This window comes from Corynebacterium gerontici, assembly GCF_003813985.1.
In the GTDB taxonomy this organism is placed as follows: domain Bacteria; phylum Actinomycetota; class Actinomycetes; order Mycobacteriales; family Mycobacteriaceae; genus Corynebacterium; species Corynebacterium gerontici.
Genome location: NZ_CP033897.1, coordinates 1,168,164 through 1,184,849, shown reverse-complemented (window position 1 = coordinate 1,184,849; position 16,686 = coordinate 1,168,164). Strand labels below are relative to the sequence as shown.

Below are 16,686 nucleotides of genomic sequence, written 5' to 3'. Positions count from 1 at the left end.
ATGCATTCATGGTCGCAGCCCGAACTTCCCGATTTTTCCGCGATTTCCGCTCATGTTCCCCAGCTCAAGCTGTACGACTCAGCAGATGAGTGCATAAAGCCGGTGGATATCAGTGGGAATCGCGTTGGTGTGTATGTGTGTGGAATCACGCCGTACGACTCCACGCATTTAGGCCACGCGGCGACATACCTCACCTTCGACCTGGCAATCCGCCAACTGCGTGCCGCGGGACACGAGGTGGAATATGTCCAAAACATCACCGACGTGGACGATCCGCTCTTCGAGCGCGCAGAGCGCGATGGCGTGGATTGGCGCGAGCTCGGCACAAGCCAGATCGACCTGTTCCGTTCCGATATGGAGGCGCTTTCAGTCATCCCACCCCAGCACTACGTGGGGGCGATGGAAAGCGTTGACGAAGTAGTCGAGATGGTTCAAGAACTTCTCGACGCCGGCGCAGCCTACATGCTCGACGATGAGTATCCGGACATCTACGCCTCGATCCACGCCACCAAGCAGTTCGGTTACGAGTCCAATTATGATCGCCCCACCATGGAGGAACTCTTTGCCGAACGCGGCGGCGACCCGCAGCGCGAAGGCAAGCGTGACCCGCTTGACGCGTTGATCTGGCGGGCTGCCCGTAAAGGTGAGCCCTCCTGGAATGCGCCATTCGGCCCCGGGCGTCCGGGTTGGCACGTTGAATGCTCTGCTATCGCAACCAACCGCCTCGGCGCGAGCTTTGCCATCCAAGGCGGTGGGTCGGACCTCAAATTCCCGCACCACGAGTTCTCCGCGGCTCATGCTGAAGCGGCACATGGCGTGGACAGAATGGCTCGGCACTACGTGCACGCAGGCATGATCGCGCTGGATGGGGTGAAGATGAGTAAGTCATTGGGCAACCTTGTCTTTGTTTCCAAACTTACCCAGGCTGGCCATGACCCAAGTGCCATTCGGCTTGGGGTTTTTGCAGGTCACTATCGAAGCGATCGCGATTGGTCCCAAGAGGTGCTTACTCACGCAGAACGCCGCCTGGCGCTGTGGCGCTCTGCGGTGCGTGGAGCCGATGATGAGCGCGCTGCCCTGGCGGCTGCGGAGGCATTGGCTACAGCCCTATCCGAAGATCTCGATACGCCCAGCGCGCTTGAGGTGGTGGATGAGTGGGCGAGGAAGCAATCGGAGCCGGGAGAAGGCGTGACCCGCGCGGGCGCCATCATCGCTGATGCCTGCGATGCGCTACTCGGCGTGAAACTCAAGCAACAATAGGGAGCACAGCATGAATGCACAGGCCATGATTGACGAATTCTTGGCAGATCTTGAGGAGTTCGCCACGGGTGCTTACCTCAAGCCGGAAGAAAAGGAATTCTGGGAACCGCCATTCGACCCGGAGGCCATTCCGGAGCTGCGCCGGTTGTTAGAGCGCTTTAGCGCTAGCGTAGATTCGAAGCACTTTGGCGAACAGGTGGGGGCACTCGAAGCTGCGCTCGATGAATTTAATTCTAAGCACTTTGACGCGGTGATAGAACCGGAAGAGCATGAGGAATTGAACCAGCTCATCGCCAACATTGCGGAAATCCATGGTGTTGATCTGGCCAAAGTTTCCCAGTTCCCTATGTTCCAGGACGACGAAGATTAGATTCGGATGGATAGGGCGGAACGGCGGTTGCGTACTAAGCTGTCTACTCGATGACTACCGCGACGCAATCCCCGTTTCTCCAAGCCCTTCAACACCATGTGCTCATTGGCGATGGCGCTATGGGTACGCAACTGCAAGGTTTCGACCTTGACATCGACCAAGACTTCCTTGGTCTTGAGGGCTGCAATGAGATTTTGAATCACACCCGCCCCGACGTGGTGGCGAGTATCCACCGCGCGTACTTCGAGGCTGGGGCCGACCTGGTAGAAACCAATACCTTCGGTTGCAATCTTCCAAACTTGGCAGATTATGACATTGCGGATCGCTGCCGGGAACTTGCGTTTAAGGGCGCGAACATTGCCCGCGAAGTCGCCGATGAGATGGAACCGGGCCGCGAAGGACTGCGCCGTTTTGTCGTTGGCTCGATGGGACCCGGCACCAAGCTTCCATCGCTGGGTCACGCCCCATTCGGGGATCTCCGGGATCATTATCGCGAGGCCGCGCTTGGCATGGTTGAAGGTGGCGTCGACGCCATTTTGATCGAAACTGCCCAGGACCTATTGCAGGTCAAGGCAGCGGTGCATGGCTGCAAGCAGGCCTTCGATGCACTCGGGCGCTCGGTTCCGCTGATTTGCCACGTCACGGTCGAAACCACTGGCACGATGTTGTTGGGGTCTGAAATTGGTGCGGCACTCACCGCCATTGAGCCGCTCGGAGTGGACATGATCGGCCTGAACTGTGCCACCGGTCCCGATGAGATGAGCGAGCACCTTCGCTACCTCTCGCAGAACGCGAACATGCCCGTCTCAGTGATGCCCAACGCGGGGCTTCCGGAGCTCGGACCCAATGGCGCCGTGTATCCACTTGGTCCCAGCGAGCTTGCCGACGCCCTTTACCGCTTCGTTGAGGACTATGGCTTGGCCATGGTGGGTGGTTGCTGTGGCACTACTCCTGAGCACATCACCGCAGTGCGAGATCGGATCGTTGGCAATGCTACCCAGGCGCAACGACACGCCGAGCCGCTCGACGCAGTGTCTTCGCTGTACAGCAGCGTGCCGCTGACGCACGACACCGGCATCACCATGATTGGCGAACGTACCAATGCCAATGGCTCAAAGGCCTTTCGCGAAGCCATCCTGAGCGGCGATTGGGAAACCTGCATCGAGATTGCCAAGCAGCAGACTCGCGACGGTGCACACATGGTGGATCTTTGCGTTGACTATGTGGGACGCGATGGCACCCAAGACATGTCTCAACTCGCATCTTTGCTGGCCACCAGTTCCACGCTGCCCGTGATGATTGACTCCACCGAGCCTGAAGTGATCCGCGTCGGCCTCGAACACTTCGGAGGTCGCTGCGCGGTGAATTCGGTGAACTTCGAAGACGGCGACGGTCCCGATTCGCGCTATCAAAAAATCATGCGCCTGGTGCAACTGCACGGAGCTGCTGTTGTGGCGCTCACCATTGATGAGGAAGGCCAGGCACGCACAGCCGAAGACAAGATCCGTATTGCCGAGCGCCTCATCGAAGACATCACAACCACATGGGGCCTCGATGAGCGCGACATCATCGTCGATTGCCTCACGTTCCCCATTTCTACAGGGCAAGAGGAGACTCGTCGCGATGGCATCGAGACCATCGAAGCGATCCGAGAACTCAAGCGGCGTCACCCAAATATTCACACCACTTTGGGGCTTTCCAACATCTCATTTGGCCTCAATCCCGCTGCGCGCCAGGTACTGAATTCGGTATTTTTGCATGAGTGTGTGCAGGCCGGTTTGGATTCAGCCATTGCCCATAGCTCCAAGATCTTGCCAATGAACCGGATCGATGAGCGCCAGCGCGAAGTTGCGCTCGACATGGTTTATGATCGCCGCCGCAAAGATTACGATCCGCTGCAGACCTTTATGGAGCTCTTCGAAGGCGTATCGGCGGCTTCATCCAAGGACGCACGAGCCGAAGCGCTGGCTGCAATGCCCTTGTTTGAGCGCATCGCGCAGCGCGTGATCGATGGCGAGAAGAACGGCATTGAGGATGATCTTAAAGCCGGTATGGAGCAGAAGACTCCGCTGCAGATCATTAACGAAGACCTGCTCGCGGGCATGAAGACGGTGGGTGAGTTGTTCGGCTCCGGACAGATGCAACTGCCGTTCGTGCTGCAGTCCGCTGAGACGATGAAGCATGCAGTCGCACACCTGGAGCAGTTCATGGAAGCCAAGGACGATTCTGGATCGAATGGCACGATCGTTATTGCCACAGTCAAGGGCGACGTACATGACATTGGCAAAAACTTGGTGGACATTATCTTGTCCAACAACGGCTTCAACGTGGTCAATATCGGTATTAAGCAGCCAATTTCCAACATCCTTGAAGCTGCTGAGAAGCACAACGCGCATGCCATCGGCATGTCTGGTCTTCTAGTCAAGTCCACGGTGATCATGAAGGAAAACCTTCAGGAGATGAACGCGGTGTCCAAAGCGCACTTCCCCGTGATTCTTGGCGGGGCTGCACTCACCCGGGCCTATGTCGAAGATGACCTTGCAGAGGTGTATGAGGGCGAAGTGCACTACGCCAAGGACGCCTTCGAATCGCTGCGTCTAATGCAAGAGTTCATGGCGCGGATCAATGGTGAGTCCATTGAGGTTGATGCTGAGGAACTGGCCGCAATAGAGAAGAAACGCGCAGAGCGCAAGGCTCGACGTGAGCGCTCCCAGCAGATTGCCGAAAAGCGCAAGGCAGAGGCCCAACCGGTAGAGGTTCCGCAGCGTTCGGAGGTTGCCCCCGATGTCCCTGTGGCAACGCCGCCTTTCTGGGGTACCCGAGTGGTCAAGGGCATTGCGCTGGCAGAATTCCTACCAACCTTGGATGAGCGCGCGCTATTTATGGGGCGCTGGGGACTCAAGGCCACGCGCGGCGGAGAAGGCCCAAGCTACGAAGAGCTCGTGGAAACTGACGGGCGTCCACGCCTGCGCTATTGGCTTGATCGTCTCAAAGCCGAAGGCATCCTCGATCACGCCGCACTGGTGTATGGCTACTTTCCCGCGGTTTCAAAAGGAAATACCGTCATCTTGTTGGCCGAGCCTGATCCCAACGCGGAGGAAATCGCGCGCTTTGAGTTCCCTCGTCAGCAGCGGGGCAAATTCCTCTGTATCGCCGATTTCATTCGTGACCGTGCCCTAGCTCAGCAGACTGGACAAGTTGATGTGTTCCCCATGCAGCTTGTCACCATGGGCCAACCGATCGCAGACTTCGCCAATAAGCTTTTTGCCGAGGATAACTACCGCGATTATCTCGAGGTTCACGGCGTGGGTGTACAGCTCACCGAGGCGCTGGCCGAATATTGGCATGCTCGAATCCGCCATGACTTGCAGCTCGCCGACGGCACCCGCGCCAGCGATGAAGACGCGGCCAACCCCGAGCGTTTTTTCAATTTGGATTACCGAGGGGCCCGATATTCCTTCGGTTATGGCTCATGCCCGGAACTGGAGGATCGACGCACGCTCGTCGCTTTACTCAAGCCCGAGCGGCTTGGAGTTCGCCTGAGTGAGGAGCTGCAACTTCACCCTGAGCAATCCACGGACGCATTCGTGCTCTATCACCCGGAGGCCAAGTACTTCAATGTTTAACGCCATCGTGTGGGACATGGACGGAACACTGGTTGATTCAGAACCATTGTGGGCCAAAACCACCTATGCCATGAGCGAGGCGATGGGCAAGCGGATACCGCCGGAGCTCCAAGCAAGAACCGTTGGTGCCGCATTTCCTTTCACCGTGAGGCTTTGCGCTGAGCATGCAGGGATTAAGGAAGTGAACATCGATTATTGGCGGTGGTGGTCCCACGCGCGGATGCAACAACTTTTCGCAGAAGAGCTCACCTTGCGTCCAGGCGTGGAGAGGATGCTTAGCCGCCTGCACGGCGCCGGGGTGCCCATGGCTATCGCCACCAACACCGAGAGAGCAGTCGCAGACCCCGCAATCGAGCGGATCGGTCAAGCCTTGTTCAACCACACCGTGTGTGGAGATGAAGTTCCCAGAGGCAAGCCAGCGCCGGACATTTATCTCCACGCCGCCAAGGCCCTCGGAATCAGTATTGAGAGATGTCTTGTGTTTGAAGATTCTCCGGCGGGGATGCAGGCGGCATTGAGCGCTGGCGCAACCGTGGTGGGCTTGCCAGAACACGAAGAAGATTTAGTAGCAGGTGCGCATTCTATGCGTAGCATTTGTGGCGATATCCACTTTGATTTCAGTGAAGCAGGAGAGCTCGAGTATTGGCACAACGCCCTTAGATTGGGGAGCTAATCCTGAAGAAATTGCTCATTGGTGGCATACTTAGCCATCGTGAAAAACTTCGACACGCTTTTTAAAGAGCTCGCCCAACGCGCAGAGGAACGCCCAGAAGGTTCGGGTACCGTTCGAGCACTCGATTCAGGGATCCACACCCTCGGCAAGAAGGTGATCGAGGAGGCCGGAGAAGTCTGGCTTGCTGCAGAATATGAATCTAATGACGCCCTCGCCGAAGAGATTTCTCAGCTTTTGTACTGGTCGCAGGTGATCATGCTCAAAAGAGGCCTCACGCCAGAAGACATTTACAAGTATCTCTAACGTTTAGAAAGGCCAACCGTGCTCAAGGTTGCAATTCCCAACAAAGGCTCGCTTTCAGAGGCTGCCGTAGAGATTCTCCGCGAGGCTGGATATCCCGGCCGGGGCGAATCCAAGATGCTTACCATTTTGGATAAGACCAATGATGTCGAGTTTTTCTTCTTGCGCCCCAAAGATATCGCGATCTATGTGGCTGGCGGTCAACTTGACCTCGGCATCACCGGACGAGACCTCGCTGCGGATTCCAGGGCGGAGGTTGAGGAAGTGATGACGCTCGGCTTCGGCGCATCAACGTTCCGCTATGCGGCCCCCGCTGGGCAACAGTGGAGCGTCGAAAAGCTTGAAGGTAAGCGCATTGCCACCTCCTATCCCAACTTGGTGCGATCTGATCTGGCACGCCGGGGGATTGAAGCAACGGTGATTCGCCTGGACGGTGCCGTGGAAATTTCCATCAAGCTGGGCGTAGCAGATGCAATCGCCGATGTCGTCTCAACCGGGAGAACCCTGCGAAAACAAGGTCTCGAACCATTCGGAGAAGCCCTCGTGGACTCCGAGGCAGTGGTGGTTGGGCGCAAGGGTGTCGCGGTCAACCAGGAGCAGAAAGTATTTCTGGCCAGGCTGCAAGGCATCCTGCACGCGCAGCGCTACCTGATGTTGGATTACAACGTGGACGCAAAGCACTTGGAGGAAGCTCGGGGGATCACTCCCGGTGTAACAGGTCCCACGGTATCCCCATTGGCCCGCGAGGGATGGGTGGCGGTGCGCGCGATGGTGCCGAAAGCCGAGGCGAACCACATTATGGATGCTCTGGTTGACATCGGGGCGGAGGCCATCCTGGCTTCAGATATTCGAATCGCCCGCGTGTAATTGGACACGTTTCGCCCGGCGCTGTGAAAAACGGCGCCGGGTTTTTGCATGTCAACGGTGCAAAATCTTCGCGTCCTGGGGTTATACCAAAGTTGCAACGCGACCGGGGGTGAGAGAACGATTGAAAACAGTGAGTGCGACGAAAAAGTTAGTCGCCCCCAACAGAGAAGTGAGTCGCGATCAACATGGTCATTCTCCATATTGTGATCGTCCTCGCAGCCATTATCCTGGGCGTTCGGCTCGGATCCATCGGTATTGGATTTGCCGGTGGACTTGGCGTGCTGTTGCTCGGCCTCAGTGGAGTGCCGGTAACTCGCGAGGACATCCCCTTCGACGTCATCGGCATCATTATGTCGGTCATCGCCGCAATTTCCGCAATGCAACGCGCAGGTGGCATGGACTATCTCGTGCACGTGGCTGAGAAAGCACTGCGCAAGAACCCGAAGTACATCACCTACGTTGCCCCGGTGGTGACGTATTTGATGACGCTCTTCGCCGGCACCGGGCACACAGCGTTTTCTACACTCCCGGTGATCGTGGAGGTGTCCAAGGAATCCGGCGTTCGCCCGTCCCGACCCTTGTCGGTGGCCGTTCCCGCGTCACAGATGGCTATCACCGCTTCTCCAATTTCAGCAGCAGTGGTGTTTGTCGCATCCATCCTCGAACCGATGGGTGTGGGGTATCTTTCCCTGCTCGCTGTGGCTATTCCCGCGACATTCCTTTCGATTTTCCCAACTGCCTGGCTGGCCAATCGCCTTGGCAAGGAGCTTGATAACGATCCTGTGTATCAAGAACGTCTGGAAAAAGGCTTGGTTAGCAGGCCTAGAGGCGAACAGCGCTACGAAGCAACCGGCGGTGCTAAGGCTTCGGTGTGGATCTTTTTGGCCGCCATCGTCCTCGTGATGATCTACGCAACGATGATTTCGGAGCAGGTTGGTTTGATTTCCGATCCAGCCTTGCCCCGCAATGAGGCGATCATGTCCATGATGCTCGCTGCCGCTACGGCGATTGTTCTGTGCTGCAAGATCCCGGCAGATGAAATTTTGAAGACCCAGGTGTTCCGCTCTGGCATGTCGGCATGCGTGTGTGTGCTGGGTGTGGCGTGGCTTGGCACCACCTTGATCAACTACTACATCGAAGACATCAAGGGTTTCTCCAGCGAATTGCTTGGCGCATATCCGTGGATGCTTGCCGTGGTGCTCTTCTTTGCCGCTGCCTTGCTCTATTCTCAGGCCGCCACCGCCAAGGCATTGCTCCCGGCGGCTTTGGCGATTGGTGTGTCGCCTCTGACGGTGGTTGCCGCATTCCCCGCGGTCTCGGCACTCTTCCTGCTGCCCACTTATCCAACGCTGCTGGCAGCAGTGGAAATGGACGATACCGGTTCCACACGGATTGGCGGCGCCGTGTTCAATCACCCATTCATCATTCCCGGTACGGTCAGCATCATCATCGCTGTCGCCTTAGGCTTCCTCTTTGGCACGGTGATGCTCTAAACCACGACCACGGCACCTCAAAACCTTCTAAAATAGTGCTGCACTTCACTCCAACACCCTAAGGAGCAAACATTGTCTAACAAGACGAACCAAAATGCCGAGGTTGACGCTCAAAAGGCGGAAGATGCCATCGAGGCGAAGCAAGAAGCCGAGCAGAAAAATACTGCAAAGCCGAGCACCAAGAAGACCACTTCAAAGAATCCCGATGTGCGCATCGAGGAAGATCTGCTTGGTCAGATGGAGATCCCGAACGACGCCTATTACGGCATCCACACCATGCGCGCTGTAGAGAACTATCAAATCTCTCGCACCACCATCAATCATGTGCCTGAATTCATCCGCGGCATGGTGTCGGTGAAGAAGGCTGCGGCGCGCGCTAACCGCCGCCTCCACGTACTGCCGAAGGAAAAGGCCGAAGCTATCGAATGGGCCTGCGATCAAATCCTGATCGAGGGCCGCTGCATGGATCAGTTCCCGATCGACGTATTCCAAGGCGGCGCGGGCACCAGCTTGAACATGAACACCAACGAGGTGGTGGCCAACCTCGCCCTCGAATATTTGGGCAAGCCAAAAGGTGCCTATGACGTCATCAATCCTAACGATGACGTCAACATGAGCCAGTCCACCAATGACGCATATCCAACAGGTTTCCGTCTTGGTGTGTACGCCTGCATGCTCAAGCTTATCGACGAAATCAACGCCCTTGAGCAGGCTTTCCGTGCCAAAGGTTCGGAGTTCGTTGACATTTTGAAGATGGGCCGTACCCAGCTCCAGGACGCAGTGCCCATGACCCTTGGAGAAGAATTCCAGGCATTCGCGCACAACCTCGCCGAGGAACAAAGTGTGCTGCGTGACGCCGCAGACCGTCTGTTGGAGATCAACCTTGGTGCCACAGCCATCGGCACCGGTTTGAACACCCCCGCGGGGTATCGTCATCAGGTCACCGCTACCTTGTCGGAGGTCACCGGGCTGGAGATGAAGTCCGCTCGCGACTTGATCGAGGCCACCTCCGATACCGGCGCTTATGTGCTCGCGCACTCCGCAGTCAAACGCGCGGCGATGAAGATGTCGAAAATCTGCAATGACCTCCGCCTGCTCTCATCTGGCCCTACAGCTGGTCTGCATGAGATCAATCTGCCGCCGCGCGCTGCCGGTTCTTCCATCATGCCCGCGAAGGTCAATCCGGTGATCCCTGAGGTCTGCAACCAGGTGTGCTTTAAGGTCTTTGGCAATGATCTCACCGTGACCATGGCGGCCGAGGCTGGCCAGTTGCAGCTTAATGTGATGGAGCCAGTGATCGGCGAGGCACTGTTCCAGTCAACGCGCATTTTGGCTAATGCAGCCAGCACGCTGCGCAGCAAATGCGTTGAAGGCATCACCGCCAACGCCGAGGTGTGCCGTGCCTATGTCGAAAACTCCATCGGCATCGTCACGTACCTCAATCCATTCATTGGGCATCACCAAGGTGATCTCATTGGTAAGGAGGCGGCCGCCACCGGTAAGTCTGTCCGCGAACTCGTCCTAGAGAAGGGATTGATGAGCAAGGAGCTGCTGGATCAAGTCTTAAGCACCGAAAACCTGATGCACCCAACCTTTAGGGGAACGCTCTACCTCGAAAACTAGGGTGTGAGCACAATGGCGCGTCTGCTCTGCGGGCGCGCTTTTTCTTCGGCATGATGGAAGAAGATCACAAGAAAGGTTGATGAACAACGATGCAATCAGACGTTGAGATCGCACAAGCACACCAACTCGACGCGATCGACACGATCGCGGCGAAGCTCGACATCCCGAGCGAGGCAGTGCTTCCCTATGGCAACACAAAAGCCAAGATCACCATCGACAATGCACCGCAGCGCCACGGCAAGCTGGTGTTGGTCACGGGTATCTCGCCCACTCCTGCAGGAGAAGGCAAGTCCACCGTTTTGATTGGTCTTGCCGATGCGATGACCAAAGCGGGGCACAAGGCGGTCGTGGCAATCCGCGAGCCTTCCCTGGGGCCGGTCATGGGCATCAAAGGCGGTGCCGCCGGCGGTGGGTATTCTCAGATCGTTCCGATGGAAGACATCAATTTGCACTTCACCGGCGATTTTCATGCAATCACTTCTGCCAACAACACGCTGGCGGCCATCATCGATAACCACATCCATCAAGGCAATGAACTCGGCATCGATGTTCGACGCATTACGTGGCAGCGCTGCCAAGACGTCAACGATCGCTCCTTGCGCCACGTAGTAACCGGCCTCGGTGGGAAAGCTCAGGGGGTGCCCACCGAAACTGGGTTCAGCATCACCGCAGCCAGCGAGATTATGGCTATTCTTTGCTTGGCCACCAATCTGGATGATTTGCAGCAACGAATCGCCCGAGTAGTTGTGGCGCAGAACTTCCAAGGCGAACCGGTCACCGTTGCGGATCTCAACGCTCAAGGCGCGCTTACTGCGCTCATGCGCGATGCGATCAACCCCAATTTGGTGCAAACCCTCGGCGGCACTCCCGCGTTGGTGCACGGCGGACCTTTCGCCAACATCGCCCACGGCTGCAATTCGCTCATCGCCACGGACACAGCGCTTCGGTACGGTGACGTCGTACTCACCGAAGCCGGATTCGGTTCCGACCTTGGGGCGGAGAAATTCTTTGATATCAAGGCAAGGGCAGGGGATCTCAACGTTGATGCCGCGGTGATCGTAGCGACTATCCGCTCACTGAAATACAACGGCGGTGTGCCACGTGATGAGCTCAAGAACGAAAAGGTTGACGCGCTGCGCGCAGGGGTAGTGAACCTCAAGCGTCACGTGGAAAACATCCGCTTGTTTGGCATTGAACCAGTGGTGGCCTTGAATGAATTCACCTTTGATATGCCATCTGAGCGCGAATTCCTCCAGCAGTGGGCACAAGACGAAGGCGTGACGTTGGTACCCGTGGCAGCTTGGGAGCGCGGTGGCGATGGTGCCGCTGAACTGGCGGAGGCTGTCACACGGCAATGGGATCATCGATCGCACCAGCTTTATGATCCTGAAGACGGTGTTGAAGCATCAATCCGGACGATCGCCACGAAGGTATATCACGCCAGGGACGTCGAATTTTCCAAGAAGGCTAACAACGACCTCGCTTATATTAAAGCGAATGGCTGGGACACACTGCCGGTGTGCATCTCGAAAACGCAGTACTCCTTCAGCGACGATCCGAGCGATCTCGGCGCCGCTGAAGGCCATGTGCTCCACGTCCGTGAGTTGCTACCCCGCATTGGTGCGGGATTCGTGGTGGCGCTCACCGGTGATGTGATGACGATGCCGGGACTGCCCAAGCGACCGGCCGCCGAAGGCATTGCGGTGAAGAACGGAACGATTACGGGTTTGTTCTAAGACGGTTCACGTTGGGGCGTCGAAAAGCTAGCGAGCGTCCGGCCAACCGGGATATTCCGGCGGCGTCCCACCCTGTACGGGGCAAAATTCGTGGAAGGAGCACCAATCGCACAAAGCGTTCTTGCGTGGCTCAAAGTTGCCCGTTGCCCCGTCGCGGGTGATTTTTGACCAAAGCTCTTCCAGATCGCGCTCGAAATACTCCAGTTCTTCTTTGCTGGGCTGCATGATCAAATCATCGATGACCTTGAGATACATCAAACGCAATTGGTGTGGGATCACCCCGTGCAGGCGCCAGTACACAAGCGCATAAAAGCGCATCTGGAACTTTGCGTCGCCCGCATACTGGGGTTTGGGTTTCTTACCCGTTTTGTAGTCAACCACCCGCACCTCGCCGGTAGGCGCAACATCTACCCGGTCGATGAATCCCCTCACCGGCACGCCATTGGGCAGGCGCAGATTCACAAATTGTTCACGAGCATGCGGGTCGAATCCCAGGGGATTTTCCATCTCAAAATATCCGCGCAACAGGCTTCGGCACTCCACGAGGAAATCCATCAGTTCCGCATCGGGCACGAGTGTGTGCAATTCTGGATCTTTTTCCACCATCGCGGACCAGCTCGGCTTGAGCATCTTCACCGCCCGAGGATAGGTGCGTTCATCGCGCGCGAGCGCGAATATGTCTTCTAACACCTTATGCACGAGGGTGCCTTTGACCTGCGCAACCGTCTTGGGTTCGGGAATCTTATCAATAGCTTTGAGCCGGTATTGCAGGGGACAGCGTTGATAATCGGAGGCTCGGGAAGGGGAAAGGGCGATGCGAAGACGTCTGCTCATAGCAGAAGTCATGCTACCGCGTTTCGCTTCGGCAGTCGCCCGGCACCGTGTGGAGCAGGTTTTTCGTCACACTGACTCGCGAGCTTGATTAGGCTGTACGTCATGACCTTCGCCACAAGCAACCCAATCGAGTATGCCGAACATTTCTTGGAGCGAGTGCAGCATTCGCCGAGCTCTTACCACGCAGCGGCCATCGCAGCGGATCAACTGCGCGCCGCTGGGTTCGAAGAACTCCAGGCCAACAAAGCCTGGAAAGCAGAGCCGGGCGGCTACTACCTCCTCCAAGGCGGAGCGCTCATTGCTTGGGTAGTGCCGCCGAACGCTCGGCCGCATACTCCATTTCGTATTTTGGGTTCCCACACCGACTCACCTGGACTCAAGCTCAAGGTGCACCCAGACATCACCGCAGCGGGCTGGCATCAGGCAGCGGTAGAGATCTACGGTGGCCCGATCTTGGCTTCCTGGCTCGACAGGGATCTGCGTTTGGGCGGGCGCATTGTCCTAGAAAATGGGGAAACGCGCCTGGTAGAGACTGGCCCTATTCTTCGCGTCCCGCACTTGGCTATTCACCTGGACCGCCAAGCCAATGAAAGCCTAAAGCTGGACAAGCAGGGGCACATGCAGCCCGTATTCTCCGCGACACCCGAGTGCCACGAGGAGAACGGGATCATGGGGGCAATTGCCCAAAGTGCGGGCGTTGATCCTCATCGAATCCTCGCCCACGATCTCATCACCACTGATGCGCAGCCGGGGCAGAGAATCGGCGCCGATGGAGAGCTCATCGCAGCCGGGCGGCTGGATAACCTCGCCAGCTTCTTCCCCTCTATTGATGCTCTCATCCAGGTCAGAGGTGAGGACAGTGATGCGATCATGGTTGTCGCCGGTTTCGACCATGAGGAGGTCGGGTCTCAAACCAGCACTGGCGCGGCAGGCCCATTGCTCGGAAATGTTCTGGAGCGCACGCTGTTTGCTCTCGGAGCCGACGTCGAGGACCGTATGCAGGCCTATGCAGCCTCGAGCTGCGTCTCGGCGGACGTCGCCCACGCCATCCACCCCAACTACCAAGACCGGCACGACGCAGTGAATTATCCCTCCATGGGTAAAGGTGTGGTGCTCAAAGTGAACGCGCAGCAGCGCTACGCCTCCGATGCATTGAGCGAGGCAGCTTGGTTTGACGCCTGCCGGAAGGCCGGCGTGGAATCCCAGGTGTTTGTGGGCAACAACTCCATGCCCTGCGGTTCCACCATCGGGCCGATTTCTGCCACTCGTCTAGGTATCCAAACTGTTGATGTAGGCATCCCGGTGCTGTCGATGCACTCGGCAAGAGAACTTGCTCATGTCAAGGATCTTTGGGAGTTTGCCCAGGTAGCAAAGGCATATTTGGCGGATCTGGTAGGTTAAACGCTCATGGCTTATTCAGGACCTTTCCAGGCTGGCGACCGCGTCCAGCTCACCGACCCAAAGCGCCGTCATGCCACTATCACGCTGGTGGAAGGTGAACAATACTTCACCCACAAGGGCGCGATCCGCCACGATGACATCATCGGTCAGGACGAGGGCACGGTGGTGAAGTCCGAGCAAGGCTGTGAGTACCTATGCTTCCGCCACCTGCTTGTGGATCACGTCTTGTCCATGCCGCGAGGTGCCGCGGTGATCTACCCGAAAGATTCCGCGCAGATCCTGGTGGAAGGCGATATCTTCCCCGGCGCACGAGTCCTGGAGGCTGGTGCGGGCTCCGGCGCATTGTCCATGACCCTGCTGCGCGCGGTGGGACACGAAGGCGAAGTGTTCTCCTATGAAATCCGCGAAGACCATCTGGAATATGCGCAAAAGAATGTTGAATGGTATTTCAACGGCGCCCCGGAGAATTGGCATCCGCGGCTCGGGGACTTCAATGACGTTACCGTCGAAGACTTGGGCGGGCCCGTTGACCGCATCATTTTGGACATGCTGGCACCGTGGGAATGCCTCGCCACGGCCAAATCCTTGCTGCAGCCCGGCGGCGTGTTGATGACCTACGTAGCAACCGTGCCGCAGTTGATGAAGGTGATGGAGGGCATCCGTGAGCAACAATGCTTCACCGAACCTCGCGCCTGGGAATCACTGATTCGCGATTGGCGTGTTGAAGGCCTGGCTACGCGCCCGGAGCACCGCATGAATGCGCACACCGCATTCTTGGTGTGGACTCGCAGGCTTGCCGACGGCGTCACGCCGCCGAGGCCGCAGCGCAAAGCCCGTAAGTAAGCCACAGCACTCGAACAGCGTTCAATCCGGGTGCATTAAAGTGAAGGGTATGCAACGTTCAGGGTCTGATCAGGTGCCGGCGACAGATCAAGCATCCACACATTCGCTTCAGGGGCTGAAGTCGGAGCTTGTTCGCGCGAACATGGCTCGTGATCGTTTAGGCGAGCGCAATGCCAAGCTTGCGGAGGTCTTGCGAGCCACCCGCGATAAGCTCCAACTGCTCCAGCAGCAGTTGGAAGAACTCGCTGATCCGCCCTCCACCTATGGCACTTTGCTGGAACTCGGCTGGGGTGGCGTTCATACCGCGGAAGTGTTCACGGCGGGGCGACGTATGCGCCTCAAAGTCAGCCCCTCAGTAGATCCCAGCACCTTGGTGCCGGGTACCCGCGTGCGCTTGGGTGAGGCAAGTCAGGTGGTGGAATCCTGTGGCTTTGCCAATACTGGCGTGCTCGTCACACTGATTGAGAATATTTCGCAGGGGCGAGTGTTGGTAGCGGACCACAATGGTGAAGAGCATGTGGTGGAGGTAGCTGCGCCGCTGCTTGCACAGGGGGCACCAACGCCGAAGGCGGGGGATACCTTGTTAGTGGATCTTAAGGCAGGTTTCTGCTTTGAAGTGATCCCGAAAACTGAGGTGACCAAGCTGGTGTTGGAGGAGATTCCCGACGTCACCTACCAAGAGATCGGCGGGCTTGATTCACAAATCGAAGACATTCAAGACGCCGTGGAGTTGCCTTTTACTCACCCGGAACTGTACCGGGAATACGATCTGCGTCCTCCGAAAGGCGTGCTGCTGTACGGCCCGCCCGGTTGCGGCAAAACGTTAATCGCCAAGGCAGTGGCTCATTCTCTTTCCGAGCGAATCGGCGGCGATGGCGCGAGCTACTTCATCAACGTCAAAGGCCCGGAGCTGCTCAATAAATTCGTGGGGGAGACGGAACGCCGCATCCGTTTGATCTTTGAACGAGCACGTGAACTCGCACAAGATGGCCGCCCGGTGATCGTGTTTTTCGACGAGATGGAGTCGATCTTCCGCACCCGCGGCTCCGGTGTGAGTTCCGATATGGAAACGACGGTAGTGCCGCAACTCCTCGCCGAACTCGATGGGGTAGAAGGCCTCAGCAACGTCATCGTTGTGGGCGCCACCAACCGTGAAGAACTCATCGACCCGGCCATCCTGCGCCCAGGCCGCCTCGACGTCAAGATTCGCGTAGAACGGCCAGGAAAGGCCGCCGCAAGGGACATTTTCACCAAACACCTTCAAGGCGATATTCCTTTGTCGCACGGTGGGGAGCTCCAAGAGCTTATCAACGCCGCCGTGGACTATCTCTTCGCAGATAAACCCTTTATTCGGCTGAGCTTTGAGGACGGCTCGGTCACGGTGCTGCACTATAGGGATTTCGCCTCGGGTGCAATGATCGCGAATATCGTCGATCGCGCCAAGAAAGCAGCCATCAAGGCACACATTCGGCGAGGCGAAGGCGGGTTGAGCCGCGAGCACTTCTATCAAGCCATCGATGCCGAAAACCGCGAAAATGAGGATCTGCCAAACACTTCGCACCCAGAGTTGTGGACGCGTCTGTTGAGCAAACAGACCGTGCGCGGCCGCAAGATCCAGGCAGTAGAAATCTTGGCAGGCAGCTAGCAGAAGGGGAGAACT

General features: G+C 57.3%; 13 protein-coding genes. 12 read left to right on the top strand and 1 reads right to left on the bottom strand.

Annotated features, from left to right (window positions below; all coding sequences use genetic code 11):
• From mshC to CGERO_RS05510, 9 genes are all read left to right on the top strand, one after another.
• The gene (gene mshC / locus CGERO_RS05545) at nt 1–1,260 is read left to right on the top strand and encodes a cysteine--1-D-myo-inosityl 2-amino-2-deoxy-alpha-D-glucopyranoside ligase (RefSeq protein WP_123934027.1); all 1,260 of its coding nucleotides are present in this window, start codon (nt 1–3) and stop codon (nt 1,258–1,260) included.
• A 10-nt stretch (nt 1,261–1,270) separates the two neighbouring features.
• On the top strand, nt 1,271–1,630 hold the full coding sequence (locus CGERO_RS05540) for a hypothetical protein (protein WP_123934025.1): 360 nt from the start codon (nt 1,271–1,273) through the stop codon (nt 1,628–1,630).
• Between the two features lie 50 nt (nt 1,631–1,680).
• Nucleotides 1,681–5,256 (top strand): methionine synthase, encoded by a 3,576-nt coding sequence (gene metH, locus CGERO_RS05535; RefSeq protein ID WP_123934023.1) that lies wholly within the window; start codon nt 1,681–1,683, stop codon nt 5,254–5,256.
• A complete protein-coding gene (locus CGERO_RS05530) occupies nt 5,249–5,929 on the top strand; it encodes an HAD family hydrolase (protein ID WP_206423884.1) in 681 nt (226 codons plus the stop codon). Before metH ends, CGERO_RS05530 begins: the two co-directional genes overlap by 8 nt.
• Before the next feature lie 39 nt (nt 5,930–5,968).
• Entirely contained in the window at nt 5,969–6,232 is a 264-nt protein-coding gene (locus CGERO_RS10720; protein ID WP_206423883.1) for a phosphoribosyl-ATP diphosphatase, read from the top strand.
• An 18-nt stretch (nt 6,233–6,250) separates the two neighbouring features.
• The gene (gene hisG / locus CGERO_RS05525; RefSeq protein ID WP_123934021.1) at nt 6,251–7,096 is read left to right on the top strand and encodes an ATP phosphoribosyltransferase; all 846 of its coding nucleotides are present in this window, start codon (nt 6,251–6,253) and stop codon (nt 7,094–7,096) included.
• 185 nt (nt 7,097–7,281) lie between these two features.
• Nucleotides 7,282–8,589 carry an anaerobic C4-dicarboxylate transporter gene (locus tag CGERO_RS05520; protein ID WP_123934019.1) on the top strand — a complete coding sequence of 436 codons (1,308 nt, stop codon included), beginning with the start codon at nt 7,282–7,284 and terminating at the stop codon, nt 8,587–8,589.
• 207 nt (nt 8,590–8,796) lie between these two features.
• Nucleotides 8,797–10,212, top strand: a complete 1,416-nt coding sequence (gene aspA / locus CGERO_RS05515) for an aspartate ammonia-lyase (RefSeq protein ID WP_377017547.1) — start codon at nt 8,797–8,799, stop codon at nt 10,210–10,212.
• An 89-nt stretch (nt 10,213–10,301) separates the two neighbouring features.
• Nucleotides 10,302–11,948: a formate--tetrahydrofolate ligase gene (locus CGERO_RS05510; RefSeq protein ID WP_123934015.1), complete on the top strand. Its 1,647-nt coding sequence runs from the start codon at nt 10,302–10,304 to the stop codon at nt 11,946–11,948.
• A gap of 27 nt (nt 11,949–11,975) precedes the next feature.
• Here the strand turns inward: CGERO_RS05510 and CGERO_RS05505 are convergent, their stop codons facing one another.
• Complete coding sequence (locus CGERO_RS05505; RefSeq protein ID WP_377016390.1) at nt 11,976–12,794, bottom strand: RecB family exonuclease; 819 nt, start codon at nt 12,792–12,794, stop codon at nt 11,976–11,978.
• A gap of 90 nt (nt 12,795–12,884) precedes the next feature.
• Here CGERO_RS05505 and CGERO_RS05500 point away from each other — a divergent pair, with 90 nt between their 5' ends.
• The 3 genes from CGERO_RS05500 to arc all read left to right on the top strand — a co-directional run bounded on the left by CGERO_RS05500 (nt 12,885) and on the right by arc (nt 16,671).
• Nucleotides 12,885–14,183, top strand: coding sequence for a M18 family aminopeptidase (locus CGERO_RS05500; RefSeq protein WP_123934011.1), 1,299 nt, complete (start codon nt 12,885–12,887; stop codon nt 14,181–14,183).
• Between the two features lie 6 nt (nt 14,184–14,189).
• Entirely contained in the window at nt 14,190–15,026 is an 837-nt protein-coding gene (locus tag CGERO_RS05495) for a tRNA (adenine-N1)-methyltransferase (RefSeq protein WP_123934009.1), read from the top strand.
• 142 nt (nt 15,027–15,168) lie between these two features.
• Complete coding sequence (gene arc, locus CGERO_RS05490) at nt 15,169–16,671, top strand: proteasome ATPase (protein ID WP_164470315.1); 1,503 nt, start codon at nt 15,169–15,171, stop codon at nt 16,669–16,671.
• The last annotated feature ends 15 nt before the right edge of the window (nt 16,672–16,686 follow it).

Bases quoted from the DNA above. Each gene is read 5' to 3' on its own strand.
- mshC (WP_123934027.1), top strand. From the start codon at position 1: ATGCATTCATGGTCGCAGCCCGAACTTCCCGATTTTTCCGCGATTTCC.
- CGERO_RS05540 (WP_123934025.1), top strand. From the start codon at position 1,271: ATGAATGCACAGGCCATGATTGACGAATTCTTGGCAGATCTTGAGGAG.
- metH (WP_123934023.1), top strand. From the start codon at position 1,681: ATGACTACCGCGACGCAATCCCCGTTTCTCCAAGCCCTTCAACACCAT.
- CGERO_RS05530 (WP_206423884.1), top strand. From the start codon at position 5,249: ATGTTTAACGCCATCGTGTGGGACATGGACGGAACACTGGTTGATTCA.
- CGERO_RS05520 (WP_123934019.1), top strand. From the start codon at position 7,282: ATGGTCATTCTCCATATTGTGATCGTCCTCGCAGCCATTATCCTGGGC.
- CGERO_RS05510 (WP_123934015.1), top strand. From the start codon at position 10,302: ATGCAATCAGACGTTGAGATCGCACAAGCACACCAACTCGACGCGATC.
- CGERO_RS05505 (WP_377016390.1), bottom strand. From the start codon at position 12,794: ATGACTTCTGCTATGAGCAGACGTCTTCGCATCGCCCTTTCCCCTTCC.
- CGERO_RS05500 (WP_123934011.1), top strand. From the start codon at position 12,885: ATGACCTTCGCCACAAGCAACCCAATCGAGTATGCCGAACATTTCTTG.
- CGERO_RS05495 (WP_123934009.1), top strand. From the start codon at position 14,190: ATGGCTTATTCAGGACCTTTCCAGGCTGGCGACCGCGTCCAGCTCACC.
- arc (WP_164470315.1), top strand. From the start codon at position 15,169: ATGGCTCGTGATCGTTTAGGCGAGCGCAATGCCAAGCTTGCGGAGGTC.